The following is a 25,404-nucleotide window of genomic DNA, read 5'->3' on the forward strand; positions in this document are numbered from 1 at the left end:
GATGGCCGAGGCGTTGCCCGCCGCAATCACCGTCACCCCGGAACAGGCCGTGCTGATGTTCCCGGCGCTGACCGCCGCGCAGCTGGCACGGGTGGTCGCGCACGGGCGCCTCCGCCCGCTCGTCGACGGCGACACGCTCGTCGAACCCGGCGTGATGCCGGCGCAGTTCTTCGTGCTCTGCAGCGGACGCATCCAGATCCTGCGCCAGACGCCGCGCGGCGAGCAGCTCGTCGTCACGCACGGCCCCGGCGCGTTCACCGGCGAGGCGAACGGACTGCTCGGCCGTCCGCCGATGACCCGCGTCCGCGTCGTCGAGGCAGGCGAGGCCGTCGAGCTGTCGCGCGCCGAGCTGCTGACGCTCATCCAGACCGACACTGAGATCGGCGACGTCATGATGCGCGCGTATCTCTACCGCCGCGCCCAGCTGATCGATCAGGGGCTCGGCGACGTCATCGTGCTGGGATCGGCGCACTGCGCCGGCACGCTCCGCGTCAAGGAGTTCCTGATCCGCAACGGCCATCCGTTCACCTACGTCGACCTCGATCACGACCGCGACGGTGAGTCGCTGCTCGACCTGTTTCAGGTCTCGAGCGCCGACGTCCCGGTCGTGGTCTGCCGAGGCACCACGATCCTGCGCAAGCCGGGGAATGACGAGATCGCGGGTTGCCTCGGCTTCAACGCCGGCGTCGATCGCGGCCACGTGCGCGACGTCGTGGTCGTCGGCGGCGGTCCGGCGGGACTGGCGGCGGCGGTGTACGGCGCCTCCGAGGGGCTCGACGTGCTCGTCGTGGAATCGAACGTGCCGGGAGGGCAGGCCGGTTCGAGCTCCCGCATCGAGAACTATCTCGGCTTCCCGCTGGGGATCTCGGGGCGCGAGCTGACCGACAACGCCCTCATGCAGGCAAAGAAGTTCGGCGCGGAGGTCCTGGTGGCGAAGGGCGCCGTGTCGCTGCACTGTGGCGAACGGCCCTACGCGGTGCAGCTGGACGAGGGGGTGCCGATTCCGGCGCGAACCGTCATCCTCGCAACCGGCGCCGAGTACCGGCATCCGCCGATCGAGAACCTCTCGCGCTTCCAGAACGCCGGCGTCTACTACAGCGCCACGCCGATGGAGGCCCAGCTCTGTGGCGGCGAAGAGGTCGTCGTCGTCGGGGGCGCCAACTCCGCCGGGCAGGCCGCGGTCTTCCTCTCGGCGGCGGCGCGCCGCGTCCACCTGCTGGTGCGAGGCGCGGGGCTGTCCTCGACGATGTCGCGGTATCTCATCCGGCGGATCGACGACAGCACACACATCGAACTCCACGTCCTCACGGAGATCGTGTCGCTGGAGGGAGGGGCGCACCTGGAGCGTGTCGTCTGGCGCGACCAGCAGACCTCCCGCACCGAGACCCGCGACATCCGGCACGTCTTCATGATGACTGGCGCCGTGCCCAACACCGGCTGGGTACGCGGCTGCCTCGCGCTCGACGACAAAGGTTTCGTGAAGACCGGAACGGCGTTGAGCGCGGCCGAGCTCGAGGCGGCGCGCTGGCCGCGAACGCGGCTACCCCACGTGCTCGAGACCACCCTGCCGGGCGTCTTCGCGGTCGGCGACGTGCGTAGCGGCAGCATGAAGCGCGTGGCCTCCGCCGTCGGAGAGGGCTCGACTGCGATCTCGCTCGTGCACCAGACGCTCGCCGAGTAGGCGCGCGTTTACATCGTGTGGCGCGGCGGCCGTATGACGACGAACACGTCCAGACCCTTGGCGAACCGGCCGTAGTAGCGCGCCTGCAGCTCCGGGGGCACCAGGCTCAGTGTCGGCGAGATGCCCAGGCCAAACGGCACCGGCCCGGCCGAGAAATGACGCGTGTAACCGGCCTGCATCTTGAAGACCGGCAGCACCGCCAGCGGATCGGAATCGAGGTGCAGGTCATGCGCGGGCTTGCCGACGAGCTCGAGACGGCCGAACACGGCGTGGCGCTCCGCGATCATCAGCGTGGTTTCGGCTATGCCCGCGTTCGAGTAACGGAACGCGTCGATTCCGCCCGGCAGCAGGATGTGCGCGCCGTTGAGACCGTAGGCGGCGGTCGACGCCCACCAGCCCGCGCGGGTCATCCGCTGATACATCGCCGACGCCGTGACACGCGCGTCGCTGGTGCGCGGATACGGCGCGAACTGCTGCTCGGCGTCGGTGAGATGGCCGCCCGAGAACTGCAGCGCGAGCCGGGGCGTCGGCAGCCAGCTCACACGGCCCGACACCGAATCGAGCGGCCCCAGGTCGAGGTCGGTCCGGTGGTCATCGGGTTCGCGCCCGTTGAAGACCGACGCCTCGAGCTTCCACGTGTCGGTGAAGAGCGCGCCGGTGACGACGCCAAAACTGATGTGCGTCGAGTCCAGCCAGTGGTGGGTGATCGGGGCGACCGGGTTGTCGATGGACGACAGGCGGTGGGGATATGCCGGCGGGCCGAGCGCCGGCTCCCCTGCCACCCCTCCGTAGATCTGCCACCGCATGCCGGCGGCGAACGGCCGGTCGTATTCGGCTGCGATCTCCATGAACAGATCGTGGGGATGCTGCCGATCGTGGATCGTGTCGCCGGCGCACATCTCACCCGTCTGGAAGTAGTTCAGCGTGCCGCAGGCCGGCACGGTCCACGGCTCGAGGCTGAGCATCAGCTCGACCCCGACGCGGCCGGCGCCGGCGCGGCGGCGGGCCATCAGCATGCCCCAGTTGACGCTGGTCGTCTGCGTGGTCGCGGGTCCGCCGGTGCGATGCACGCTGGGCGGCGGCTCGTAGATGAACTGCACGAAGGCGTTGCCGTGCAGCATCAGATCCCACGCGCCGACGTGTCGGTGGACGCCGTAGGTGGCGGTGACGTCGGGGGCCCACGCGGTTGCGCCAATCTCGCGGGCCGGAAGAAGCGCGATCGGCAGCGTCGCCGTCGCCATGAGGGTGGTCCACATGCGGAAATTCGATCATACTGCTCCCATCATGCCCATCACCCGGCTGCTCCTCGTACGCCACGGCGCGACCACCGCGACCGAAGAGGATCGTTTTTCCGGATCGAGCGGCGCCGAGCTCTCAGACGAGGGCCGCTGGCAGGCGGCGCGGCTGGGCGAGCGTCTGGCGGCGCTGCCGGTCGCCGCCATCTACGCGAGTCCGCTGTCGCGCGCGCTCGACACCGCGCGGATCATCGGCAGCCGCTGCGGGCTCGAGCCCCTCGTCCGCGACGGTCTGCGCGAAATCGGGCACGGGCACTGGGAGGGGATGAAGCGCGCCGACGTCGCGCAGCAGTTCGCCGCCGAATACGCGGCGTGGAGCGAGGATCCCTTCACGTTCGCGCCTGAAGCGGGGGAGTCGGGCGTGGCGGTGCTGGCGCGGGCGCTGCCGGTCGTCCGTGAGGTCGTCACCACGCACGCGGGCGCCCAGGTCGTGGTCGTCTCGCACAAGGCGACGTTGCGTCTCGTGCTCAGCAGCCTGCTCGGCTTCGATGCGCGCGGCTACCGTGATCGGCTCGATCAGTCGCCAGCCTGCCTGAACGTCGTCGACTTCAAGGATCCCGTCCGCGCGCGGCTGATGCTCTTCAACGACACGTCCCACTACGCCGACCACCCGCGGGCGACCGAGGCGGGGCTGTCGAAGTGGTGGGATCGCGGGTGACGGCGTCCCGCTCAAGCTCGAGGACCGGCTACACCTTGAGCACGTCGTCCTTGCCGGCGACCAGGCTGTAGAGCACCGGCGCCAGGAAGATCGACAGCGCCAGGCGCGAGATCAGGCCGCCGACGATGACGATGGCGAACGGCCGCTGCGAATCGCTGCCGATGCCGGTCGACATCGCGGCCGGCAGCAGGCCGATGCAGGCGACCAGCGCGGTCATCAGGATCGGCCGCAGCCGCAGCAGCGACGCCTCGTGGGTAGCGGTGGTCACGTCCTTGCCCTCGAGCCGCAACTTGTTGATGAACGAATACAGGATGACGCTCGTCTGCACGGCGACGCCCATCAGCGCCACGAATCCGAAGCCGGACGACACGCTGAAGTGGGTCCCGGTCAGCTTGAGCGCCAGCAGGCCGCCAACCGGCACGGTCACCAGCACGCTGAACATGATGATCAGCGGAAACTTCAAGTTGCCGTAGAGCGCGAACAGGATCAGCAGGATCAGCGCGATGGTCAAGGGCACGATGATGAGCATCTGCGCGCGGGCGGCCAGATAGTCCTTGTATTCGCCGCCCCAGTCGTAGGTATAGCCGAGCGGTAGCGGCACCGCCGCCGCGATTCTGGCCCGCGCGTCCTGGACGGCGCTCGCCAGGTCGCGTCCCTCCACGCTGAACTGGATGCCGATGAACCGCGAGTTGGACTCGCGATAGATGAACGACGCCCCCTGCTCGATGCGGATGGACGCGAACTGCCCGAGCGGCAGGTGCTGCCCGTCGGGGGTGGTGATCAGCAGGTTCTTGATCGCGTCCATGTTCTGCCGGAACGGCTCCTGCAGCCGGACGACGAGATCGAACTCGCGCTCCCCCTGGATCACCTGGGTCGCCGCCGCGCCGCCGATCGCCGTTTCGATCAGCGTGTTGATATCCGACACGTTGAGGCCGTACTGGGCGATGCGGGCGCGGTCAGGCTCGATGATGAGGCTCGGCTGTCCGAGCTCGCGCACCAGCGTGATGCCGGTGATCCCAGGTACCGCCGCCAGCGTCCGCCGCACCGCTTCCGCCTTGCTCTCGAGCGTCTCGAGCTCCGACCCGAAGATTTTGACGGCCAGCGAGCTCTTGAGGCCGGTGGACGCTTCGTCGACGGCGTCTTCGGCCGGCTGCGTAAAGTTGAAGATGATGCCGGGGAATGCGTCCAGCTTCTTCTGGATGGCCGCGACGAGCTGCTCTTTCGTCCGGATCCCGCCGCGCCACGCCGGGTCGCCGTAGGGCCTGAGGCCGACGAAGTACTCGTCGTTGAAGAAGCCGATCGGATCGGTGCCCTCGTCGTCGCGGCCGAGTTCGTTGGCGACGGTCGTCACCTGCGGGAAGCCGAGCAGCGTCTCGCGCACCTGCGGTCCCAGCTTCGACGCTTCCTCGAACGAAATCGTGTAGGGCATCGTCGCGCGCACCCACAGCGAGCCCTCGTCGAGGTGCGGCATGAACTCGGCGCCGATGAACGGCAGCAGCAGCAGCGACGCGGCGAAGATCAGCGTGCAGACGGCGACCGTGAGCCAGCGGCGGCGCAGGCAGGTGTCCAGGAGCCGGTCGTAGGCGCGCTCGACCGACTTGTAGAGCGGCACCTCGGGCTCCTTGAGGTTCGAGCGCATGAAGAACGCGCACAGCACCGGCAGCAGCATCAGGGTGCAGAGCAGCGCGCCGGCCAGCGCGAACGACATCGTGTCGGCCATCGGCCGGAACAGCCGTCCCGACGGTCCGGTGAGGACGTAGATCGGCAGGTAGCCGGCGATGATCACCGCGATCGCGTAGAAAATCGGCCGCTCGACGTCGCGGGCGGCGCGGCGGATCACTTCGGTCAGGTCATAGTTCGTGCCGTGGCGCGACGCCAGTTCGCGGAAGATGTTCTCGACCATGACGACGGCACCGTCGACGATCATCCCGAAGTCGATCGCGCCGATCGACAGCAGGTTGGCCGGGATGTTCGCCCAGTCGAGGCAGATGAACGAAAAGAGCAGCGCGAACGGGATGGTGACCGACACGATCAGCGCCGTCCGGACGCTGAACAGCATCACGCCGAGAATCACCAGGACCAGAACCATCCCGCGCACCAGGTTCTTCTCGACGGTCAGCGTCGTCTCGTGGATCAGGTCGGTGCGATCGTAGTAGGGGACGATCTTGACGTCGGGCGGCAGGACGGTGCGATTCAGCGTCTCGGTCATCGCCTGGACGCTCTGGAGAACGTTCTGCGCCTGCTCCCCGGTCCGCATCAGGACAACCCCTTCGACGGCGTCGGCCTGGCGCATGTAGCCGAACTGGCCGAGCCGCGGCGCGTAGCCGATCGTCACGGTGGCGACGTCCTTGACGTAGACCGGAATGCCGGCGTGGGTGGCGACGACGATCTGCTCGATGTCGGCGAGACTCCTGACCAGGCCGAGGCCGCGCACGTAGAAGAACTGCCCCCCCTGCGAGTAGAAGCCGCCGCCGGCGTTGGCGTTGTTGGCGGCGAGCTGGTCGGTGATCTGCTGCACCGTCACGCCGTATGAAAAGAGCCGCGCCGGATCCAGCAGCACCTGGTACTGCATCGTCGTGCCGCCCAGTCCGGAGAGATCGGCGACGCCGGGGATCGAGCGGAATTTACGGCTGAGCACCCAGTCGTTGAGGATCTTCAGATCCTGCGCCGAACGGTCCGGGCTCTGGAGCACGTAGCGGTAGATGAGGCCGCTCGGCGAGAACAGCGGCGACATGCCGGGCGACACTCCCTGCGGCACCGAGGCGTTCGGGATCCGCTCGAATGCCTGCGCCCGCGCGAAGTACGGGTCGGTGTCGTAGTCGAAGTTCATGGTGATCGACGACAGCCCGTAGAGCGAAATCGACCGCAGCGCGTCGAGCTTCGGGATGCCGTTCATCTCGACTTCGAGCGGAATGGTGATCAGCCGCTCGACTTCCTCGGCGGCGTGGCCCGGCCACTGGCTGACGATCTGGACGCGCGGCGGCGCCAGGTCCGGATAGGCGTCGATCGGCAGCCGTTTGAACGAGACCATGCCCCAGATCGACAGGCCCAGCATCAGGACCACGACGATGAACCGCTGCGCCAGGGCGAAAGAGACGAGACGATCGATCATCGGCGACTCAGTCCTTGTAACTGTTGGCGAACTGCAGGAACAAGCTGCCCTGCGTCACGACCGGTTCGCCGTCCTTGAGGCCCTGGGTGATCTCGGTCGCGCCGTTCTGCTGCAGGCCCATCCCGATCTGCCGCTGCGCGAACTTGCCGGCTTCCACCTTGACGTAGACGAACGGCAGGTTCTCGGCATCGTAGAGGATGGCGGAGGTGGGTACGACCAGCGCCTGCCGCGTCGAGGCGTCGCGAACGGTCACGTCGACGAACTGATCTTTCTTGAGAAAGCCGTTCGGGTTGCCGGTGACGATGCGGACGGGCGTCGTGCGCGTCGCCGGGTCGAGCATGCTGCCGATGTAGCCGACCCGGCCCGGGAAGACGTCGGGGAAGGCGTTGCTGCGGACGTCGGCGGCGTCGCCGACGCGGAGACTGCGCAGGTCCTTCTCGTAGACATGCGCCTGGACCCACACCGTCGAGACGTTGCTGATCACGAACGCGGTCGTCGAGCCCGCCTGGATCACCTGTCCCGGATTCACCAGCTTCTGCACGATGGTGCCGGCGATTGGCGATCGCATCGGCAGCTCCGGACGCACCGTGCCGGTCTGCTGTTCCGCGTCGGCCGTCTCCTTTTCTGAGACGCCGAGGATCTTCAGGCCCTCCAGCGCCGTCTCGACGTCGGTTTGGGCGTCGTTGTAGTCGGCCTGCACCTGCTCAAAATCACGCGGCGCAATCGCCTTGTGCTCGAGGAGGTCCTTGTTCCGATCGAGGTTCTGCTTGGCCAGCCCCAATCGGTTGCGCGCCTTGCGGTAGGTCGAGAAGGCGCTGGTGATGTCGGGGCTGGCGACGTAGAGGAGCGGCTGCCCCGCGGTCACGTGGACGCCGGTGTCGTAGAGGATCCGCGTGATCGGGCCGCTGACCTGGGTGATCGCCTGCGCCGTGTGGTCGTTGTCCCAGTCGACCGTGCCGGTCGTCTTGACCTCCGTGGCGAACGGCGCGCGGTGGGCCGGCGCGATCTCGATGTGCGACAGCTGTTCCTGCGGCACGCTGAAATACGAGGCGGCCGGCGCCGTCCCGGCCGACGCGTCCGGCGCCGGCGCGCCGCCTGCCGCGTCTTGCGGCGCGCTCCGCGAGCAGGCCGCAGCGGCGGCGAGCGCCAGGACGAGAGACCCGCGTATCCAGTGCTTCATGGAATCACCTGTCTGCCAACGGCGAAGTTGATCTGCGCGACGCTGGTCATGTAGTTGGACAGCGCCTGCCGGTATCCGAGCTGGGTGTCGCGGTAGGTACGCTCGGCGTCGAGCAGGTCGAGGAGGTTGCCGGCGCCGCGCTGAAAGACGTAGCGGCTGATGTCGAGCGACTGCTTCGCCTGATCGAGATAGCCCGACTCGTAGAGCTTGACGACCTTCTCGCTGCTCCGCAAGCCGTAGTAGGCGTTGACCACGTCGGTCAGCACCTGGTAGCGCGTCGCCAGCTCGGTGTCGGTCGCCTGCAGCACCTGCACTTCGGCCTTGGCGATGTTGCCCTGGTTGCGGTCGTGGATCGGCAGATCGAGCGACGCGCTGACCCCGAGCACGTTCTGCGGGCCGGTGTGCGTGTAGTCGAGGCCGCCGGTGATGTCGCGCGCCTTGTTGCTCTTTTCGAGCGTCAACGATTTCCTGGCGAGATCGACGCCGCTCTGCGCCGCCTGCAGGTCGGTGCGGGCGATCACCGCCAGCTGCTTGATGGCCTCGAGGTCCACCGCGTGGCTCGTGTAGGCCAGATCGCCGATCGGCTCGACGGTCTCCGAGACCGTGTCGAAGCCCACCAACTGCCGGAGATTGGCGCGCGCCTGCTCGAGGGCGACCTCGGCGGCCGACTCGTCCTGCTCGAATTGCAGCTTCTGGAGCGAAATCTTGTAGAACTCACCCTCCGCCAGATCGCCGGCGGTGACCCGCTGGCGATTCACGTCGACGACGTCGGAGAAGCTCTTGAGGTTCTGCTGCGCCAGGTCCAGCGTCGACTTCGCGAACAGCAGGCCGATGAACGCCTGCTCGGTCTGGAAGCGCAGCTGGCGCTCCGCGTCGCGCATGTTCTGGCCGGTCTGCTCGGTCGTCGCCTGCGCCACCGCCAGCCGGTTGTCGCGCTTCCCGCCGCGCTCGAAGAGATAGGCAGCCGACACGTCGTAGCTGGCGCCGTTGTGCAGGAAGTCGAAGGTCAGCGTACTCGGCGTGAACGGGGTGAACCCGGCGACACCGAAGGAGAAATTGATGTTCGGCTTGAGTGCGGCGGTGATTTCGTCGGCCCGCGAGGCGTCGACCGACAGCCGCTGCGCCATCATCGCCCGGTTGCGGGCCAGCGCAATGCGGACGGCATCGTCCATCGACAGCTGGGGCACCGGCGGCCCGACCTGAGCCGCGGCGGCACACGGCAGAAGCACGGTCGCGAGGACCGTTGCCGCGCATCGGCTACCTAGAAAACCTGCGCGCATGAACCTCTCCAGAGAAACGGCCGATCCGGCGGTTCGGCGTGGCCTGCGTATACGCCACTGTCCGCACGGCGTCTGGCCGCGCGGCAAACAACGATGCCGGAAAAACGAATGGAACTAGCGGGAGAGGGCGGGAGGCGGACCGCGGAAATCAGGGGAGCCGATCTCCGGACGCGAGGCGGGGGAGGTCGATCGAGCAACCAGGGTCGTCGCGGCGCTTGCCGGCGCGTGCTCGGTCGAGACCGCCGCCTGCATGCCGGTGCCGGCGCGCATCCACTGGCAGATGGCGCACGAGGCTTCCGGGGGCTTCGAGCCGGCGGGGTCGCCGGCATCGGCGTGAGCCGACGCCGCGGAGGCCGACACCGGGCCGTTGATTAGCCGGTGCAGGTGGACGAAGTCCACGAACACCGACAGCAGCAGGTAGGGCAGGAACGCCGATACCAGTGCCTTGCGCCGCCGCGTAAAGCCGGCGAGACTGATCACGTTATCGGGATTGTATCATCCGTAGATGGTCTGCCGTAGCTGCGGGACGGAAATCGCGGATAAAGCCATCGTCTGCTACCGGTGCGGGGCGGGTACGACAGAGCCTGCACGGAAGCCGGCGGCGGTCCGCGCCCGGCGTTCCCCCCTCCAGCCGGTGGTCATCGTCGTGGTGGTCGTCCTGCTGGCGGTGCTCGCCTGGTATGTCGGCCGCCGCGCCCACGTGTTCGGCACCGAGTTCCTTGTCACTGATGCCGTGGATTTCTCAGCCGTTTTGATAGACTCTCCCGCGTTCCATGCCTGACGCCCGATTGGAGGTTACCGACGCGCTCGGTCGACGGATCGTGCCGATCGCCAAGGACGCGTTCGGTATCGGCCGCCGCGAGACGAACGATCTGCGGCTGGCCGGCAGCGAGGTGTCGCGCGACCACGCCGAGATCATTTCGGGCGTCACCGGCTTCCTCGTCCGCGACAAGCAATCGCGCTACGGAACCTTCGTCAACGACGAGCAGGTGAGCGAGCGGCCGCTGTCGCACGGGGATCGGATTCGGCTGGGCCGCTCCGGCGGCGCCGAACTGGTCTTCCTGCTGGCTGACACCGCGCCGCACCAGGACAAGGCGACGACCACGGCGATCGGCGATCTGCGGCAGATCGCGGCGCTGCTCGAGGGCCTGCGGGCACTCGGCAGCGGTCGCGTCCTCGACGACGTGCTGGCGCTCGTGCTCGACTCGGCGATCGAGGTGACCGGCGCCGAGCGCGGATTCATCATGCTGGCCGGCGCCGACAACACACTCGAGTTCAAGCTGGCGCGCGGCCGCCGCCACCAGACCCTGCCCGGGACGACGTTCGCCACCAGCCGCAAGATCCCCGAGGAGGTCTTCCGCACCGGCGACCCCAAGCTCGTGATGGACCTGCTCGACGACGCCTTCGCCAACGTCAACATGGGCACGGTCGCGCTCGGTATCCGCAGCGTCCAGTGCGTGCCCTTGAAGCTCGTGCGCTACGTCGATCGCGCCGACGACGTGGCGGGAGAACGCCGGATTGGCGTCCTCTATCTCGACAGCCGGGAGAAGGGCTCGTTTGTCTCCAACTCCACGCGCGGCGCGCTCGAGACGCTGGCGACCGAGGCGGCGGTCGCGATCGAGAACGCCCGGCTCTATCGCGAGACGATGGAGAAGGCGAAGATGGAGCAGGAGATGCGCATCGCCGCCGAGATCCAGCAGGCGCTGCTGCCGCGCGCCGGCCATTCTGGCGCGTTCTTCCGCACCGCCGCGTCCTCGATTCCGTGCCGCTCGATCGGCGGCGACTTCTACGACTACGTCGACCTGCCGCACGGGGCGTTCGGGTTCGCGCTCGGCGACGTCGCGGGCAAGGGACCGCCGGCGGCACTGCTCAGCGCGATGATGCAGGGGATTTTTGCGGCGCAGGCGGCCTCTTCGGATTCGCCGTGCCAGACGATCACGCGCGTCAACCTCGCCCTCTACAAGCGAGGGATCGAGTCGCGGTTCGTGACCCTGATGTACGGCGCGCTCGAGCCGGACGGCCGCCTCACCTACTGCAACGCCGGCCACAACCCGCCGCTGGTCGTCGGCAGACAGGGGGTGCGCCGCCTCGAGACCGGCGGGCCGATCGTCGGTCTCTTCGAGATGGCCACCTACCAGGAAGAAACGGTGATCCTCGAACCGGGCGACTGGCTGATCGTGTTCAGCGACGGCGTCTCGGAAGCCCTGTCGGTGTCGGGCGAGGAATACGGGGAGACGCGTATCCTGGCCGTCGCCGCGGAAAACCGCGGCGACGAGCCGGCCGATCTGTTAGCAGAGATCTTTGCCGACGTGCGGGCGTTCACCAAGGGGGCTCCACAGAGTGACGACATCACGGCGCTGGTACTCCGCTATGGCGCCGGTGACCGCTAGCCGATGTCCGATGAGCCACCCGCGATGGCTGGTGAACGACCGACCGCGAAAGAGCGCGCCGGAGAGGCCGAGCGGCGCAACCCCACGTCGCGGATCGAGAAGAGACTGCTGATCCTCTGGTTCGCGCTCGCCTTCGTCGTCTGGAACGGCGTCTACGACATGCGCATGCACGATACCGTTCGCGGCTATCTGCTCGAGACGGCGGAGGCCCGAGCGAGTCTGGGCCGCGGCGTCGACATGCGTCAATACCTGCACCGCGGCCGCGTCGACGCTGTCGCGTTCTCCACCGCCTGGGCGGCCGGCGTCCTGCTGGCCGGCCTGGCAACGATGTTCACCTATCGCCGTTACCTGGTGGACCGTGATGCACCCCCTCATTCACGATTGGAATAAGACGGGCGCGCGCCCGCCGGCGACGGTCCTGCTCAACGACGAGACGCTGCGCGACGGACTGCAGTCGCCGTCCGTGCGGACACCCTCGATTGAAGAAAAGCTCCGCATTCTTCACCTGATCGATCGGCTCGGTATCGATACCGCCGACATCGGACTGCCGGGGGCCGGGCGGCACGTCGTCCGCGACGTCGAACGGCTCGCCAGGGAGATCGTCGACGAGCGGCTGAAGGTCGGCGCCAATTGCGCGGCGCGGACCGTGATCGCCGATATCACGCCGATCGTCGAGATTGCGCAGCGCACCGGACTTGCGATCGAGGCGTGCACGTTCATCGGCTCGAGTCCGCTGCGCCAGTACGCCGAAGGGTGGACACTCGATCACCTGTTGAAGCTCACCGAAGAAGCAGTCGCGTTCGCGGTCGGCGAAGGCTTGCCGGTCATGTACGTGACGGAGGATACGACCCGCGCCGATCCGGACACGTTGCGCGCCCTTTATTCGACCGCGATCCGCGCCGGAGCCGGGCGCGTCTGCATTTCCGACACCGTCGGCCACGCCACCCCGCACGGCGCCGCGGCCGTCGTCCGGTTCATCGCGGGCGTGGTCAAAGAATGCGGAGGCGGCGTCGGCATCGACTGGCACGGTCATCGCGATCGGGATTTCGCCGTTATCAACACGCTGGCGGCGCTCGAGGCGGGAGCAACGCGTCTGCATGGAACCGCGATCGGCATCGGCGAGCGCGTTGGCAACACGCCGATGGACGCGCTGCTGATGAATCTCGTGCTGATGGGCTACATCGAGCGCGATCTGTCGGCGCTGTGCGAGTACTGCGAAGCGGTGTCGGCAGCGACGGGCGTGCCGATTCCCGCGAACTATCCGATCGTCGGGCGCGACGCCTTTCGCACCGCGACGGGCGTCCACGCCGCGGCGGTGATCAAGGCGTTCCGCAAGAATGACCAGGCGCTCGTCGACGCTGTCTACTCGGGAGTGCCAGCCAGCCTGATCGGTCGCGAGCAGCAGATCGACGTCGGCCCGATGTCGGGCAAGTCGAACGTCATCTTCTGGCTCGAGCGGCAAGGCTACACCGCGACCGACGAGCTCGTCGACCGCGTCTTCGCGAAGGCAAAGAGGTCGTCGACGGTGCTGACCGCCGAAGAGATCCTGGCCGAGATCCGGGTTCCTAAATCGTAGTCGCCGGGTCAGCGGCCGGGGCCACGTCCCGCGGGGTGCGGAACCAGGCGGCATCGGCCAGCGGCGCTTCAGCGCAGACGGGTCTCTATGAGCGGCAGCGCCGCGACGACGACGTCGCCGACCGCCTGCAGGCTCTTCGCCGAGACGTGCTGCAGATCGTCGTCGGCGGTATGCCAGGCGGGGTAATCGAGGTCGATCAGGTCCACCGACTCGATGCCGACCTCGAGGAACTCGAGGTGATCGTCCTCGATCGGCCACGGATCGTCGACGAATTCCCGGCGATTCAGCTTCTTGGCGGTGCTGAAGATGACGTCGTTCAGCCACGGCGTCGAGTTGGATTCCCGGCGGATATCGAGGTTGGCGTCGGCGATCATGTCGACGAGGATGAAGGCGCGGACGTCCTTCGTGGTACCCGCCTTCTTCGCCTGCTGCGCGTAGTAGCGGCTGCCGTAGGTGTGATCGGCGTTGCCCGGCTTGCCGCAATCGTCCCAGTTCTTGCACACCGCCTCTTCGCCGTCCAGGAAGAGCAGCTCGATCGGCAGCGCGTTCTGACGGCCCTTGAGCGCGCGGGCGAGCTCGAGCAGGAACGCGGCGCTCGACGCGGCGTCGCTGGCGCCGACGAAGCGGATGTTCTTGAATGGCTTCGTGTCGTAATGGCCGCCGATGACGATGCGCCCCTTGCCGGCGACCTGGCCGGGCAGCGTCGCGCGGATGTTGACCATGTGGACGACGCCGCTCGGGGTGGACGCATCGAACGCCTGGTCGACCGGCGTCAGACCGGCGGCGACCAGCTCCTTGCGGATGTAGTCGCGCGTCTTGTCGATAGCGGGGGAGCCCGAGGGGCGCGGCCCGATGTCGACCATGGCCTTGAGATCGGCGAATGCCCGGTCGGCATCGAACCGCGGGCTGGCGCTCTGCGCGGACGGGAAGGACACGAAGGATACGCAGAGCACGAAGGAACCGAACACGAAGGAGCTGACCGAGCGCTTCACTGGCGTTTCTCCCGTGGTACGTAGTCGCGGGTGCGTTCGCCGATGTAGAGCTGGCGGGGGCGCACGATTTTCTGGTCCGGGTCGTTGAGCATCTCTTCCCATTGCGCGATCCAGCCGGCGGTGCGCGGGATGGCGAAGAGCACCGGGAACATGTCGACCGGGAAGCCCATCGCCTGGTAGATGAGACCCGAGTAGAAGTCGACGTTCGGATAGAGCTTGCGCGAGACGAAGTACTCGTCCTCGAGCGCGATGCGTTCGAGTTCGAGCGCCATCTCGAGCAGCGGGTTCTTGCCGGTCACCTCGAAGACGAGGTCGGCCATGCGCTTGATGATCTTGGCGCGCGGATCGTAGGACTTGTAGACGCGGTGGCCGAATCCCATCAGCCGTCCTTCGCCCGCTTTCACCCGCTTGATGAACCCGGGGATGTTGTTCATCGAGCCGATCTCGTGCAGCATGCGCAGCACGGCCTCGTTGGCGCCGCCGTGCAGCGGGCCGTAGAGCGCCGCCGCCGCGCCGGCGAGCGCCGAGTAGGGGTCGGCGTGCGAGCTGCCGATCGCGCGCATCGTGCTCGTGCTGCAGTTCTGCTCGTGGTCGGCGTGCAGGATGAAGAGCACGTCGAGCGCGCGCTCGAGCACCGGGTCTGGCGTGTACTTCGGCTCGGTCATCCGGAACAGCATGTTCAGGAAGTTGCCGGCGTAGGAGAGATCGTTGTCGGGCAGGTTGAAGGGCCGGCCGATCGAGTGCCGGTAGGCGTAGGCGGCGATGCTCGGCACCTTGGCGATCAGGCGCAGCGTCTGCAGTCGCCGCGACTCCTGCGAGAAGATCTGCTTGGCCTCGGGATAGAAGGTCGAGAGCGCCGCGACGGTGCTGATGAACATCCCCATCGGATGCGCGTCGTGGCGGAAGCCCTCCATCAGCTTGGCCAGGTTGGTGTGGAGCATCGAGTGGAGCATGACCTCGCGGCCCCAGGCGTCGTGCTGCGCGTCGCTCGGCAGTTCGCCGCCAAGAATCAGATAGGCCGTCTCGAGAAAGTCGCTCTGCTCGGCGAGCTGCTCGATGGGGTAGCCGCGGTACTCGAGGATCCCGTTGTCGCCGTCGATGAAGGTGATGCGGCTCCTGCAGGCGGCGGTGTTCATGAACGCCGGGTCGTAGGTCATCATTCCGAACTCGTCGGGCACGACCTTGATCTGCCGCAAATCCGTGGCCTTGACGGTGCCGTCCTGGATGGGAATGTCGTAGCGCTTCCCGGTGCGATTATCGGTAATCGTCAGTGTCTCGGCCATGGAATCTCACCGCTCGTGCGTGTCGTCGGCATCCGGGTCCGGCTGCGCTTCACTCGGCACGGCGTAGTCGCCGCCCAGCCACCGTCCCAGGTCGGCCATCTTGCAACGTTCGCTGCAGAAGGGCTTCCAGGCCGGGTCCACCGGTTTCTGCCGGCAGTAGACGCACCGCGCGCCGAGGGTGGCCAAACCGCCTCATTCTATGTGGAAATGTGGGAATGTGAAAATGTGGGAATTTCCACATTTCCACATTTTCACATTTCCAAATTCTCAGTGTGCGTGGTGGCGGACGTCCTTGGCCAGGACCATGAAGATGACGTCCTCGGCGACGTTGGTGGCGTGATCGCCGATGCGCTCGAGGTGGCGGGAAATCAGGATCAGATCCAGCGCCGGCTCGATCGTGTGCGGCGCCTGCAGCATGACGGTGAGCAGCTCGCGAAAGACCTGCGTCTTCAGCGCGTCGAGTTCGTCGTCGGCGTCCAGCACGCGCTGCGCGAGCGCGGTGTCGCGGCTGACGAACGCGTCGAGCGCGTCGCGGAGCATCCGCTGCGCGATGCCCGCCATGCGCGGGATGTCGATCAGTTCCTGCACCGGGGGATGCGAGAGATAGCGCAGCGCCGCCTCGGCGATGTTGATCGCGAGGTCGCCGACCCGTTCGAGATCGGTGTTGATCTTGACCGCCGACAGGATGAAGCGCAGATCGACGGCCATCGGCTGGTAGAGCGCCAGCAGCTTGACGCAGCGGCCGTCGATCTCGATGTGCAGCTGGTTGATCGGACCATCGCCGGCGAGCACGCGATCGACCGGCTCACGGTCGCGCCCGACCAGCGCCTCGATCGCCGAGCGCACGCGATCTTCGGCGAGGCCGCCCATCTCGAGGAGCCGCGACTTGAGCTGGTCCAGCTCCTCCTGGAAGTGTGGAACGGGATTGGTCATCCGAATCGTCCAGTGACGTAGTCTTCCGTCAGCTTCTGTGCCGGGTTGGTGAAGATCTTGTCGGTGGCGCCGACTTCGATGAGTTTGCCGAGCCAGAAAAAGGCCGTTAGGTCGGAGACGCGCGCCGCCTGCTGCATGTTGTGGGTCACGATGACGATCGTGAACTCCGACTTGAGGTGGTAGATCAACTCCTCGATGCGCTGGGTGGCGATCGGATCGAGCGCCGAGGCGGGTTCGTCCATCAGCAGGACGTCGGGCTTGATCGCGATCGCGCGCGCGATGCAGAGCCGCTGCTGCTGTCCGCCCGAGAGCGCCAGCGCCGGCTCGTGCAGCCGATCCTTCACCTCGTCCCAGATGGCGGCGTGGCGAAGGCTCTCCTCGACGCGCGCCTCGATCTCGGCCCGCCGTTTCGCCAGGCCGTTGAGCCTGATGCCGTAGGCGATGTTCTCGAAGATCGACTTCGGGAACGGGTTGGACTTCTGGAAGACCATGCCGACGCGGCGGCGGAGATCGACGACGTCGATGGCGTCGCGATAGATGTCCTTGCCGTCGATGCGGATCGCGCCATCGACCCGGGCGCCGGGGATGATGTCGTTCATCCGGTTCAGCGTACGGAGAAACGTGCTCTTGCCGCAGCCGGACGGTCCGATGAAGGCCGTCACCAGATTGGCCGGGATGTCGATCGAGATGCCTTGCAGCGCCTGCTTGGCGCCGTAGAAGAAATCCAGATTCGACACCGTGATTTTACACGGCGCATCGGACCCCTCGGCGGGTGGCGCGGGACGGCTCTCGAGGGCCGCCGTGAGCGACGACATGCAGGCATGCTAGACGGCGGGTGTTTCCCGGACGTTGCCGTGCCGTAACATTGGTGTAACTCGACGGCCGCTGGGCCGCCCGCCTTACTCGACGCGGGTCGCGAGCGGCGCCGGGGCGTCGGATTCGGCCAGGAAGGCGGCGATCTGGCGGCGCAGCTCGTCCTGCAGCACGTCGACCTTGCGGCGCGCGTCGAGCACACGGAAGTTGAACTCGTCGGCCATCGACCCATACTCCTTGAGCAGCACGCGCTGATAGGCGCGGAAGCTCTCGTAGATGTCGTCGCCCAGCTTCATGTCCATCCCCGATTCCCAGTAGTCCATGCCGCGCGCCTGCAGCACCCGCCGGATCAGCGTTTTCTCGTCGATGCGCAGGTAGAAGACCAGGTGCGGCGCGATGCCGAATCCATACAGGTTGCGCAGCCAGTTGCGATCGACGCCGCGGACCCCGGCGCGGGCGAGCGCCGTGAAGATGTAGCGATCGGAGAGCACGATGAAGCCGGCCTTGAGCGCCGGGATGATCTCCTTCTCCAGGCGATCGGCGACGTCGGTCGCGTAGAGCAGCACGAACGTCAGCTTGGTCAGCGTGTTGCTCGACTTGGCCAGATCGATGGTCGGCTGCATCAGCTCCGACCGCGTCCAGCCGGTCTCGATGACGCCGTAGCCCTGCACCTCGAGCCACTCGCGCAGCAGTGCGATCTGGGTCGAGCGCCCGACGCCGTCGGTGCCTTCGATGGCGATCAGCTTGCCCGGATAGCTGTTCAGCGGCAGATACGGAATGCCGTACGAGTAGTACTGTCCGGGCCGGCTGCCGCCGTCGGCGGCGTCGTCAGGCCGATTCGTCGACGAGCTCGTCATGATGCTCAATCTCCAGATGCTGCGAGACCAGCCGGCGGAAGACCCGCTGCTGCTCGGTAATGCTGCCCGAGGCGCTGACCACGCTCAAGCCGAACTCCTCGACAAGACGATCGTATTCGTCGAGCACCTTCCCCTGGAAGATGCGGAAGCTCTCGAGCGGCTGGCTGCTCCAGCCCATATCCAGTCCCGCCTCGTAGAACTTCAGCTTCACGCGCCGGGCCGTCAGCCGCTCGACCGAGACGTCGATCGGCACGCGGAAGTAGACCGCCAGGTCTGGCTTGACGGCGAAGCTGTAGAGCTCGCGCACCCAGCGGCGGTCGACACCGCGCGCCACGTCGCGCGCAAACGCCGTGTAGGCATAGCGATCGGCCAGCACGATCATCCCCGCCTTGAGCGGCGGAATGATGTTGTAGAGCAGGCGATCGGCGAAGTCGGTGGCGTGCAGCAGGCTGAACGTCATCGGCGTGAGCGAATTCTTCTTCTTGCCTGTCTTCGTCGCCGCCTTGACCAGCGCCGAGGAATTCCACTCGGTCTGGAAGACGGGATGGCCCGCCGACTTAAGCCACTTCGCCAGCAGGGCCAGCTGGGTCGTTTTTCCCGATCCGTCGATGCCTTCGACGACGAACAGCTTTCCCGGGTACTCGTGCGGCGTGGTGAGATTGGTCAGCATGGAGTCGTCTTTTCTGTCTGCCGGACACTTCGAAGCGGAGCGGCCGCTCCAATGCCTCCTCGAGCGGCGCGGCATGGCGGTGCGCAGCCCACAGCTCCAGCTCGGCATCCCCGGCGGCGCGGAGCCGGATCAGGAACTGATCGCCGTGAGGCACGACGTCGAGGGCGGTCACCACTTGTGCGTGGCTGCGGTCGAGGCTCTCGGCGAGCCGCAGCATCGCCGCCAGGGTCTTGACGGTCTTCCGGAGGCGGTTCTTGAGCGGGGCGAAGCCCTCGTGGGTCTTCTTCGGCGTCGCCTGCCGGTGGTAGCGGGCGAGCAGTGCAATGATCTCGATCTCTTCCGGATCGAATCCCCGCAGCTCGCCGTTCTTGATCAGGTAGTACGAATGGCGGTGGTGACGCTCGTAACTGATGTGCACCCCCGCGTCGTGCAGCAGCGCCCCGTACTCCAGCCATTCACGCTCGCGGTCGCCCAGCTTGTGGACCGCGCGCGTCTGATCGAACACCGCGAGCGCCAACTCGGCGACGTGGCGCGCGTGCGCCGGCGAATAGCCGCAGCGCTCGCCGAGTTCGATCACGCTGCGCCGGCGGACGTCGGGATAACGCTCGATCTTCCGGATCGTCGCGGTGTTGCGGTGAATGTAGTCGAGGACCAGTCCCTCGCGGAGCGCCAGGTCGCACAGGGTCATTTCGCCGGCGCCAAGCCGGCGGAGCACCGTGTCGAGCAGCACCGAGCCGGCCACGATGATGTCGGCGCGACGCGGATCGAGGCCGTCCATGTGGAGCCGGGCTTCAAGATCCACGCCGCTCAGCCGTTTGCGCAGACGGTGCACCGCCTTGGCGGGAACCCGCTGGTTCCGCAGCTCGAGCGATTCCGATGCGCCGTTCTCGTTGAGCGCCAGCGCGCCCAGGCTCAGGATCGTGCCTGAGGTGCCGATGACGCGCTCGAACCGACGATCGGCGATGCTGTCCACGTATTCGCCGAGTTCCCGGTTGATGTATTTCACCATCCGCCGCTCGTCGCTCGGGTCGAGCGGATCGGTGCGGACGAACCGCTCGGTGAGGCGGATAACGCCGAGCTTGAAGCTCCTGGCGTGAGTGAGATGGGAGGCCGTGCCCAGCGTCACTTCGATGCTGCCCCCCCCGATATCGATGACCACAGCCGGCCTGCCGCCCATGTGGACGCCGTAGACCGCGGCCTGGTGGATGAGCCTGGCCTCTTCCGTGCCGGAAATCACGCGGATCTGAATGCCGGTCTTCCGGGCCACCTCGGCGATGAAATCCCCGCCGTTGTCGGCCTCGCGAGTCGCGGACGTGGCGGCGGCGACGACCTCGTCCACCTTGTGAGAATCCGCCAAACGGCGGAATTTCGTCAGCGTCTGGAGCGCCGCGGTCATTGCTGTGGGCGTGAGGCTCCGGCCGTCGAGCCCGCCGGCCCCCAGACGGACCATTTCCTTTTCCCTGTCAATGACTTCGAAGGACAGATCGGGCCGCACCCGGACCACGATCATGTGGATGGAGTTGGTTCCGATGTCGATGGCGGCGATTCGCATGCGGCGGCGGAGGGCATGGCCGGGCTGGCGGGGGAGTTGCTTGTTACATCACCGTTATATACTGCCCGTTCGGCCAGATCCGCCGCATCGTAACATGAACCGCTCGCTCCCCTTGGTCCGCCTCCTCGACCGCCGCACGCGGGCCCTCGCACGCCAATTGGCCGCTGCGGTGGCCGGCAAGGATGCCGGCGTCCATCAGGCCCGCGTGGCGTCACGCCGCTTGCGGGAAGCTCTGCCGGTGCTGACCAAGGGACTGCATCACACCAAGGCAGGTAAAGCGCGCAGCAAGATCAAGAAGCTGACAGCCGCACTCGGAACTGTCCGGGAACTGGACGTTACGCTCCACCTCCTGGACGAGCTGGCTGAGCAGCCGGGCATTCCTCGGACCGCGCTCGCCGATGTCCGTGCCGAAGTGATGGAGGCGCGCGAGGACCGGCGCGCCGTGATGCTGAAGCGGCTCGAAGGGGTAGACAGGGCCAAGCTCGGCCACCGGCTCGCCAGCGTCCGGCGCGCGGTCGCGGCCGGCGGTACCGAGAGTTGGCGGGCGGCGCTCGCCGTCAGGATCGCCCGCCGCGCGCGCCGCCTCGACGAAGCCATCGACAGCGCCGGGCGGGTCTACAACCCGGAAGGCCTCCATCGGGTGCGCATCGCCGCGAAGAAGCTGCGCTACGCGCTGGAGATCGCCGACGAGACGGGGGCGGTGCCGTGCCGCGACGCGGTGCGCAGTCTCAAGCGCGTGCAGGACGCGCTCGGCCGGCTGCACGATCTGCAGGTCTTGCAACACCACGTCGCCGTGGTCGGCGCGGCGCCGAGGCATCGACGCAGCACGCCGGACGCGGGCCTGGCGGTGCTGTCGCGGCTCATCGAGGATCAATGCCGCCTGCTGCACGGCCGCTACGTCGCGTCGCTGCCGCCGCTCCGGATCGCGGTCGAGCGCGGCCGCCACGACATCCCGGTGCGCCTGTCGGCGCGCGGCCGACGGCCGCGACCAGTGAAGATGGCGCTGGCGTTGCGGCGCGGGCGAGCGGCCGGCGGTTAGCGCCATCGCGGGCGCCCGTGCGGACGGATGAAAAGAGTTGATGCGATGGCGATGCTCGAGCTGTATCTGATTCGGCACGGCCTGGCGGCCGAACGGGGCAAGGAGTGGCCCGATGACTCGAAGCGGCCGCTCACGCCGGAAGGCGTCGCGCGTCTGCGCAAGTCGGCGCGCGGGCTGAACGCGATCGGCATCACGTTCGACCAGATCGTCACCAGTCCGCTCGTCCGCACCCGCCAGACGGCCGACGTGTTCTCGGAGGAACTCAAGGATCATCCGGCGATCGCCACCTCGGATTCGCTCGCGCCGGCCGGCTCCTCGGCGTCGGTCATCCAGGAAATCTCCCGCCACGCGCGCAAGGCGCGAGTCGCGCTGGTCGGTCACGAGCCGAACCTCGGAGAGCTGGCCGCGCAGCTGATCGGCGCGCGGACGCCGCTTGAATTCAAGAAGGGCGGCATGTGCCGCCTCGATTTCGACATGCTGCCGCCCAAGGGGACCGGCTTGCTGCGCTGGTTCCTCACGCCCAAGATGCTGCGGCAGCTGGCCGACTGAGCGCCGTTGCCGCCCTCGCACAGCGGTCAGGTGTGCTGCAGCTCCCTCCCGACCTGGCGGCCGATCTCCTGCGCCTCGATCGTGTCGAACAGGTTGTTGCCGTAGTCCATCCCGATGCGGCGATAGAGATCCGCCAGGCCCTGTTCGTCGACGACCGTCGACGCGTTCGCCACTTCGACCGCATGGCGCAGCTCGTGGCCGATCGTCGCGATGCTGTCGAACGGCGAGCCGTGCAGAGCGACCTGGATCCGCAGGTAGCGGACGCCGTGCGCGGCTGGCTGGATCAGGAGGCGTCCATCGAGCGCGCCTGGCAGCCGCGGCACATCCTCGATGTAGACGATGACGTCGCTGCGTTCGAGCCGCTGCAGCAGCGCCGCGAAGGTGCGCGATTGAGTGAAGCCGGTGCGAAGCAGTCCAGGTACGGTGTGTCCGGTGGCGCGAACGTGCCGGGTCGGCGCCTCGAGCACCGCCGCCGCGCTCAGTGGTTCTGATCGTGGGACGAGACCCATGGTGAGTGCCAGGGTCCACGTCATGGCTGACAGCATGAAGACCTCCCGTTCGGGTGGTCCTCTCATGCATCCTCAGTCGCGTTAGACGGCCGCGCGCCGCGAAGGTTTATTTCCGTGCGGTTTCGGAACGAGCGGACGGTTCTCGAGGCGCCGTCACGCCGTTCGTCACGACCGCGCCCTTCGGCACGACGATGATCCCGTCGCGTATGTACCAGCCGTCGCCGTCGGCCGTCGTCACGCCGGCGTCGTTGACCAGACGGACCCCTTCGGCGATGCGCGCGTTCTTGTCGACGATGACGCGATCGAGCACGACGCCGTCGCCGACGCCGAGCGCGACGTCGCCGGGCGCATCCTCGTCCTGGTAGAAATCGGCGCCGAGCAGAACGGAGCGGGTGACGCGCGCGCCGGGGCCGACGCTGCTGCGGATGCCGATGACCGAATCGCGGATCTCGCAGCGATCCAGGTAGCAGCCTTCGGCGACGATCGACGCGTCGATGTGCACGTCGTAGGTGCGCGTCGCCGGCAGGAAGCGCGGGTGCGTGTAGATCGGGCAGCTCGCGTGGAAGAAATTGAACGGCGCGCCGCGCTGCGTCAAGGCGATGTTGGCGTCGTAGAACGCCTGGATCGTCCCGACGTCGGCCCAGTAGCCGCGATACAGGAACGACCGCACGTTGAGCGAGCCGAGCGACGCCGGGATGATCTCCTTGCCGAAGTCGACGCCGGGGCGCTCGAGGATTTCGAGCAGCACGTCGCGCGAAAAGACGTAGATGCCCATCGACGCGACGAACGGCTTGTCGGCGGCCGGGCCGTGCGTGCTGGCGCCCGCCACGCTGCTCTTCAATTCGACCAGACGCGCGGCGTCGGGCTTCTCCTCGAAGCCGGTGATGTGGCCGAGCGCGTCGAAGCGGAAGATGCCCATCTGCGTCGCATCGTCGAGGCCGACCGGTTGCGCGGCGATCGTGATGTCGGCCTGGCTCTCGATGTGCGCGTCGATGAGCTCGGTGAAGTCCATGCGATAGAGGTGATCGCCGGCCAGGATCAGGTAGTAGCTGGCGTCGTAGCCAGAGAAATGGCGCGCCGCCTGGCGCACGGCGTCGGCCGTCCCCTGGAACCAGCCGGCGTTGTCGGGCGTCTGCTCGGCGGCGAGCACCTCGACGAAGCCGTCAGAGAACAGATCGAGGCGGTAGGTCTGCGCGACGTGGCGGTTGAGCGACGCCGAGTTGAACTGCGTCAGCACGAAGATCCGCTTGAGACCGGCGTGCAGGCAATTGCTGATCGGAATGTCGATGAGACGGTACTTGCCGCCGATCGGTACGGCCGGTTTCGATCGGTGGTGGGTCAACGGAAACAGACGCGTGCCGCGGCCGCCGCCGAGGACCAACGTCAACACATCGTTCATGCTGCGATTCTACAAGACGACGGCAGCTCGGCCGGTGCCCGGAGGCGGGAGTCATGTGCGGCTGCCCGGTGATCGGCCAGGGGGTGCCGGATGTTGAATGGAGGAACATGCGTCCCGATTCGCTATCCACCCTGGGGGAGGAGGACCGATCACCGGTCGGCCGCAGGAAGAGTGTGTCCTGCGGCCACGACGCGGACGCGACGAATCGATCACGCGTGCGTTAATTCGTGCACGGTCGCGAGCGGCCATCGCCGCCATCACGCGATGCGGCCGCTACAATGGATCGTGATGGAGGTGCGCGGCGCCACGATCGCGGCGTTGTACCTGTTCGACGTCGCCGAGCAGATCGATCTGGCGCGCCTGCGCGCGGCGCTCGGCGGTGGCGAAGTCGCGCGGCTGTCGTCGAAGTCGGCGCAGCCGGCGCGCCTGCAGTATCAGACGCCGCCGCTCGTTTTCGAAGGGGAGGCGGCGGGGCTCGCGCACATCGAAGGTTTTCAGGCGCGGCTGAAGTTCTTCGACTACGGCGTCGTGTCGCTGGCGCTGCTGCGGCCGTTCGCCGGCACCTGGGACGAGCTGGTGGTGACCAGCCAGCGCTATATCGAGAACGCGGGCCTCGAAGATGCGGCGGAGGCGGCGATCCGCCAGACGGTCGAGCGCTGCGGCGCGGCGATGACCCACCCGCGCCAGTCGTATCTCACCGAGGACTATCTGATCGTCGCCGTCCACGAGCTGGCGGCACCGGTCGATGCAGAGACGCTCGTCGCCGAGCGCGGCGGCCAGCTCGCGCAGATGCTGCGCGGCGAGACGCTGCCGCTCAGTCCGCAGGAGCAGGGCGAAGTCCTCAGGAACCGGCTGTCCTACTTCTCGCACGATCTGGTCGTGCCGACCTGGAACGCGGCGTTCGTCTACGACACCGAGGCGGGGGCCGGCGAGGCGCTGGAGCTGTTCGAGTTCACCAACTCGCAGCTGCTCGAGTTCCGCTACTACGACGCGCTGCTCGACGCCGAGCTGGCGCGCATCTATCCGGCGCTGCAGAACACGAGCTGGTGGCACAACCTGCTCGGCGGCGGCGCCGCGCGCGCCGCCAATCAGGTCCACTCGCTGTTCATCGACGTCAACGAGATCACCGATCGCACCGACAACGCGCTGAAGATCGTCGGCGACATCTACGCGGCGCGGGTGCTGGCGCTGGCGGCGTCGCGGCTCGGGCTGGCGCGCTGGCGACAGAGCGTCGAGGAGAAGCTCGAGACGCTCGACGACATCTATCGCTTCGCCGTCGAACAGGTGTCGATCTCGCGGGGCCAGTTCCTCGAGATCGCGGTCGTCCTGATCCTGGTCATCGAGCTGGTGCTGTTCTTTCTCGGGGTGATGCGCTAGGCCGGCGCGCCGGCTGGTTGCGAAGTTGTTGCACGGTCTTCGTACGTGCGTCGCGCCGCGCCGTTACGCTGCCGGCGCATGCGCAATGAGCTGGCACAGCGGCTCGGGCGCGATCTGGGCCGGCCCCTACCACGGCCCGCCGAGACCGAGTACGAGCAGTTCCGAGACGCCGGCGTCGACGGCATGTTCACCGATTTTCCCGACGTCGCGGCCCGCGTCGTCCACCATCGTCAACCGGCGCCTGGCATCGTCCCGTAGG

25 protein-coding genes are annotated in these 25,404 nt (G+C 67.3%); 10 read left to right on the top strand and 15 right to left on the bottom strand.

Annotated features, from left to right (window positions below):
* Nucleotide 1 precedes the first annotated feature (1 nt).
* Complete coding sequence (locus VGI12_22440; protein HEY2435445.1) at nt 2–1,681, top strand: FAD-dependent oxidoreductase; 1,680 nt, start codon at nt 2–4, stop codon at nt 1,679–1,681.
* Nucleotides 1,682–1,689: 8 nt separating this feature from the next.
* Here VGI12_22440 and VGI12_22445 read toward each other — a convergent pair whose 3' ends face one another.
* Nucleotides 1,690–2,937 (bottom strand): hypothetical protein, encoded by a 1,248-nt coding sequence (locus tag VGI12_22445; protein ID HEY2435446.1) that lies wholly within the window; start codon nt 2,935–2,937, stop codon nt 1,690–1,692.
* Between the two features lie 28 nt (nt 2,938–2,965).
* Here VGI12_22445 and VGI12_22450 point away from each other — a divergent pair, with 28 nt between their 5' ends.
* On the top strand, nt 2,966–3,634 hold the full coding sequence (locus tag VGI12_22450; GenBank protein ID HEY2435447.1) for a histidine phosphatase family protein: 669 nt from the start codon (nt 2,966–2,968) through the stop codon (nt 3,632–3,634).
* A gap of 28 nt (nt 3,635–3,662) precedes the next feature.
* Here the strand turns inward: VGI12_22450 and VGI12_22455 are convergent, their stop codons facing one another.
* The 4 genes from VGI12_22455 to VGI12_22470 form a co-directional block, all read right to left on the bottom strand.
* Nucleotides 3,663–6,746, bottom strand: a complete 3,084-nt coding sequence (locus VGI12_22455) for a CusA/CzcA family heavy metal efflux RND transporter (GenBank protein ID HEY2435448.1) — start codon at nt 6,744–6,746, stop codon at nt 3,663–3,665.
* 7 nt (nt 6,747–6,753) lie between these two features.
* Nucleotides 6,754–7,926: an efflux RND transporter periplasmic adaptor subunit gene (locus VGI12_22460; GenBank protein ID HEY2435449.1), complete on the bottom strand. Its 1,173-nt coding sequence runs from the start codon at nt 7,924–7,926 to the stop codon at nt 6,754–6,756.
* Complete coding sequence (locus tag VGI12_22465; GenBank protein ID HEY2435450.1) at nt 7,923–9,155, bottom strand: TolC family protein; 1,233 nt, start codon at nt 9,153–9,155, stop codon at nt 7,923–7,925. The genes VGI12_22460 and VGI12_22465 overlap by 4 nt, the downstream gene beginning before the upstream one ends.
* A 165-nt stretch (nt 9,156–9,320) precedes the next feature.
* Nucleotides 9,321–9,686, bottom strand: a complete 366-nt coding sequence (locus VGI12_22470) for a hypothetical protein (GenBank protein HEY2435451.1) — start codon at nt 9,684–9,686, stop codon at nt 9,321–9,323.
* A 154-nt stretch (nt 9,687–9,840) separates the two neighbouring features.
* Between VGI12_22470 and VGI12_22475 the strand changes: the two genes are divergently transcribed.
* From VGI12_22475 to VGI12_22490, 4 genes are read left to right on the top strand one after another with little or no spacing between them, the layout of a single operon-like run.
* Nucleotides 9,841–9,987: a hypothetical protein gene (locus tag VGI12_22475; GenBank protein HEY2435452.1), complete on the top strand. Its 147-nt coding sequence runs from the start codon at nt 9,841–9,843 to the stop codon at nt 9,985–9,987.
* Nucleotides 9,980–11,596, top strand: coding sequence for a SpoIIE family protein phosphatase (locus tag VGI12_22480; GenBank protein ID HEY2435453.1), 1,617 nt, complete (start codon nt 9,980–9,982; stop codon nt 11,594–11,596). The genes VGI12_22475 and VGI12_22480 overlap by 8 nt, the downstream gene beginning before the upstream one ends.
* Before the next feature lie 24 nt (nt 11,597–11,620).
* A complete protein-coding gene (locus tag VGI12_22485) occupies nt 11,621–11,986 on the top strand; it encodes a hypothetical protein (GenBank protein ID HEY2435454.1) in 366 nt (121 codons plus the stop codon).
* Complete coding sequence (locus VGI12_22490; GenBank protein ID HEY2435455.1) at nt 11,958–13,172, top strand: LeuA family protein; 1,215 nt, start codon at nt 11,958–11,960, stop codon at nt 13,170–13,172. The genes VGI12_22485 and VGI12_22490 overlap by 29 nt, the downstream gene beginning before the upstream one ends.
* Nucleotides 13,173–13,240: 68 nt before the next feature.
* Here the strand turns inward: VGI12_22490 and VGI12_22495 are convergent, their stop codons facing one another.
* The 8 genes from VGI12_22495 to VGI12_22530 all read right to left on the bottom strand — a co-directional run bounded on the left by VGI12_22495 (nt 13,241) and on the right by VGI12_22530 (nt 20,272).
* Nucleotides 13,241–14,164, bottom strand: coding sequence for a M28 family peptidase (locus VGI12_22495; protein HEY2435456.1), 924 nt, complete (start codon nt 14,162–14,164; stop codon nt 13,241–13,243).
* Nucleotides 14,161–15,447: a citrate synthase gene (locus VGI12_22500; protein HEY2435457.1), complete on the bottom strand. Its 1,287-nt coding sequence runs from the start codon at nt 15,445–15,447 to the stop codon at nt 14,161–14,163. The genes VGI12_22495 and VGI12_22500 overlap by 4 nt, the downstream gene beginning before the upstream one ends.
* Nucleotides 15,448–15,453: 6 nt before the next feature.
* Entirely contained in the window at nt 15,454–15,633 is a 180-nt protein-coding gene (yacG, locus tag VGI12_22505) for a DNA gyrase inhibitor YacG (protein HEY2435458.1), read from the bottom strand.
* An 81-nt stretch (nt 15,634–15,714) separates the two neighbouring features.
* The gene (gene phoU, locus VGI12_22510) at nt 15,715–16,380 is read right to left on the bottom strand and encodes a phosphate signaling complex protein PhoU (protein HEY2435459.1); all 666 of its coding nucleotides are present in this window, start codon (nt 16,378–16,380) and stop codon (nt 15,715–15,717) included.
* On the bottom strand, nt 16,377–17,195 hold the full coding sequence (pstB, locus tag VGI12_22515; GenBank protein HEY2435460.1) for a phosphate ABC transporter ATP-binding protein PstB: 819 nt from the start codon (nt 17,193–17,195) through the stop codon (nt 16,377–16,379). The genes phoU and pstB overlap by 4 nt, the downstream gene beginning before the upstream one ends.
* 84 nt (nt 17,196–17,279) lie before the next feature.
* Complete coding sequence (locus VGI12_22520; GenBank protein HEY2435461.1) at nt 17,280–18,050, bottom strand: thymidylate kinase; 771 nt, start codon at nt 18,048–18,050, stop codon at nt 17,280–17,282.
* Nucleotides 18,022–18,720: a thymidylate kinase gene (locus VGI12_22525; GenBank protein ID HEY2435462.1), complete on the bottom strand. Its 699-nt coding sequence runs from the start codon at nt 18,718–18,720 to the stop codon at nt 18,022–18,024. Before VGI12_22525 ends, VGI12_22520 begins: the two co-directional genes overlap by 29 nt.
* Nucleotides 18,608–20,272, bottom strand: coding sequence for a Ppx/GppA phosphatase family protein (locus VGI12_22530; GenBank protein HEY2435463.1), 1,665 nt, complete (start codon nt 20,270–20,272; stop codon nt 18,608–18,610). Before VGI12_22530 ends, VGI12_22525 begins: the two co-directional genes overlap by 113 nt.
* 94 nt (nt 20,273–20,366) lie before the next feature.
* On the opposite strand from VGI12_22530, the gene VGI12_22535 reads away from it, so the two are divergent.
* Entirely contained in the window at nt 20,367–21,311 is a 945-nt protein-coding gene (locus VGI12_22535) for a CHAD domain-containing protein (GenBank protein ID HEY2435464.1), read from the top strand.
* 27 nt (nt 21,312–21,338) lie between these two features.
* Nucleotides 21,339–21,860: a phosphohistidine phosphatase SixA gene (gene sixA, locus VGI12_22540; protein HEY2435465.1), complete on the top strand. Its 522-nt coding sequence runs from the start codon at nt 21,339–21,341 to the stop codon at nt 21,858–21,860.
* Between the two features lie 26 nt (nt 21,861–21,886).
* Here the strand turns inward: sixA and VGI12_22545 are convergent, their stop codons facing one another.
* Both VGI12_22545 and VGI12_22550 read right to left on the bottom strand, forming a co-directional pair.
* Nucleotides 21,887–22,405, bottom strand: a complete 519-nt coding sequence (locus tag VGI12_22545) for a hypothetical protein (protein ID HEY2435466.1) — start codon at nt 22,403–22,405, stop codon at nt 21,887–21,889.
* Between the two features lie 70 nt (nt 22,406–22,475).
* Complete coding sequence (locus tag VGI12_22550; protein HEY2435467.1) at nt 22,476–23,768, bottom strand: glucose-1-phosphate adenylyltransferase; 1,293 nt, start codon at nt 23,766–23,768, stop codon at nt 22,476–22,478.
* Between the two features lie 264 nt (nt 23,769–24,032).
* Here VGI12_22550 and VGI12_22555 point away from each other — a divergent pair, with 264 nt between their 5' ends.
* Together VGI12_22555 and VGI12_22560 are read left to right on the top strand one after the other, a co-directional pair.
* On the top strand, nt 24,033–25,145 hold the full coding sequence (locus tag VGI12_22555; GenBank protein HEY2435468.1) for a hypothetical protein: 1,113 nt from the start codon (nt 24,033–24,035) through the stop codon (nt 25,143–25,145).
* Between the two features lie 78 nt (nt 25,146–25,223).
* On the top strand, nt 25,224–25,403 hold the full coding sequence (locus VGI12_22560) for a hypothetical protein (protein ID HEY2435469.1): 180 nt from the start codon (nt 25,224–25,226) through the stop codon (nt 25,401–25,403).
* The last annotated feature ends 1 nt before the right edge of the window (nt 25,404 follow it).

Source organism: Vicinamibacterales bacterium, assembly GCA_036496585.1.
GTDB lineage: Bacteria > Acidobacteriota > Vicinamibacteria > Vicinamibacterales > 2-12-FULL-66-21 > JAICSD01.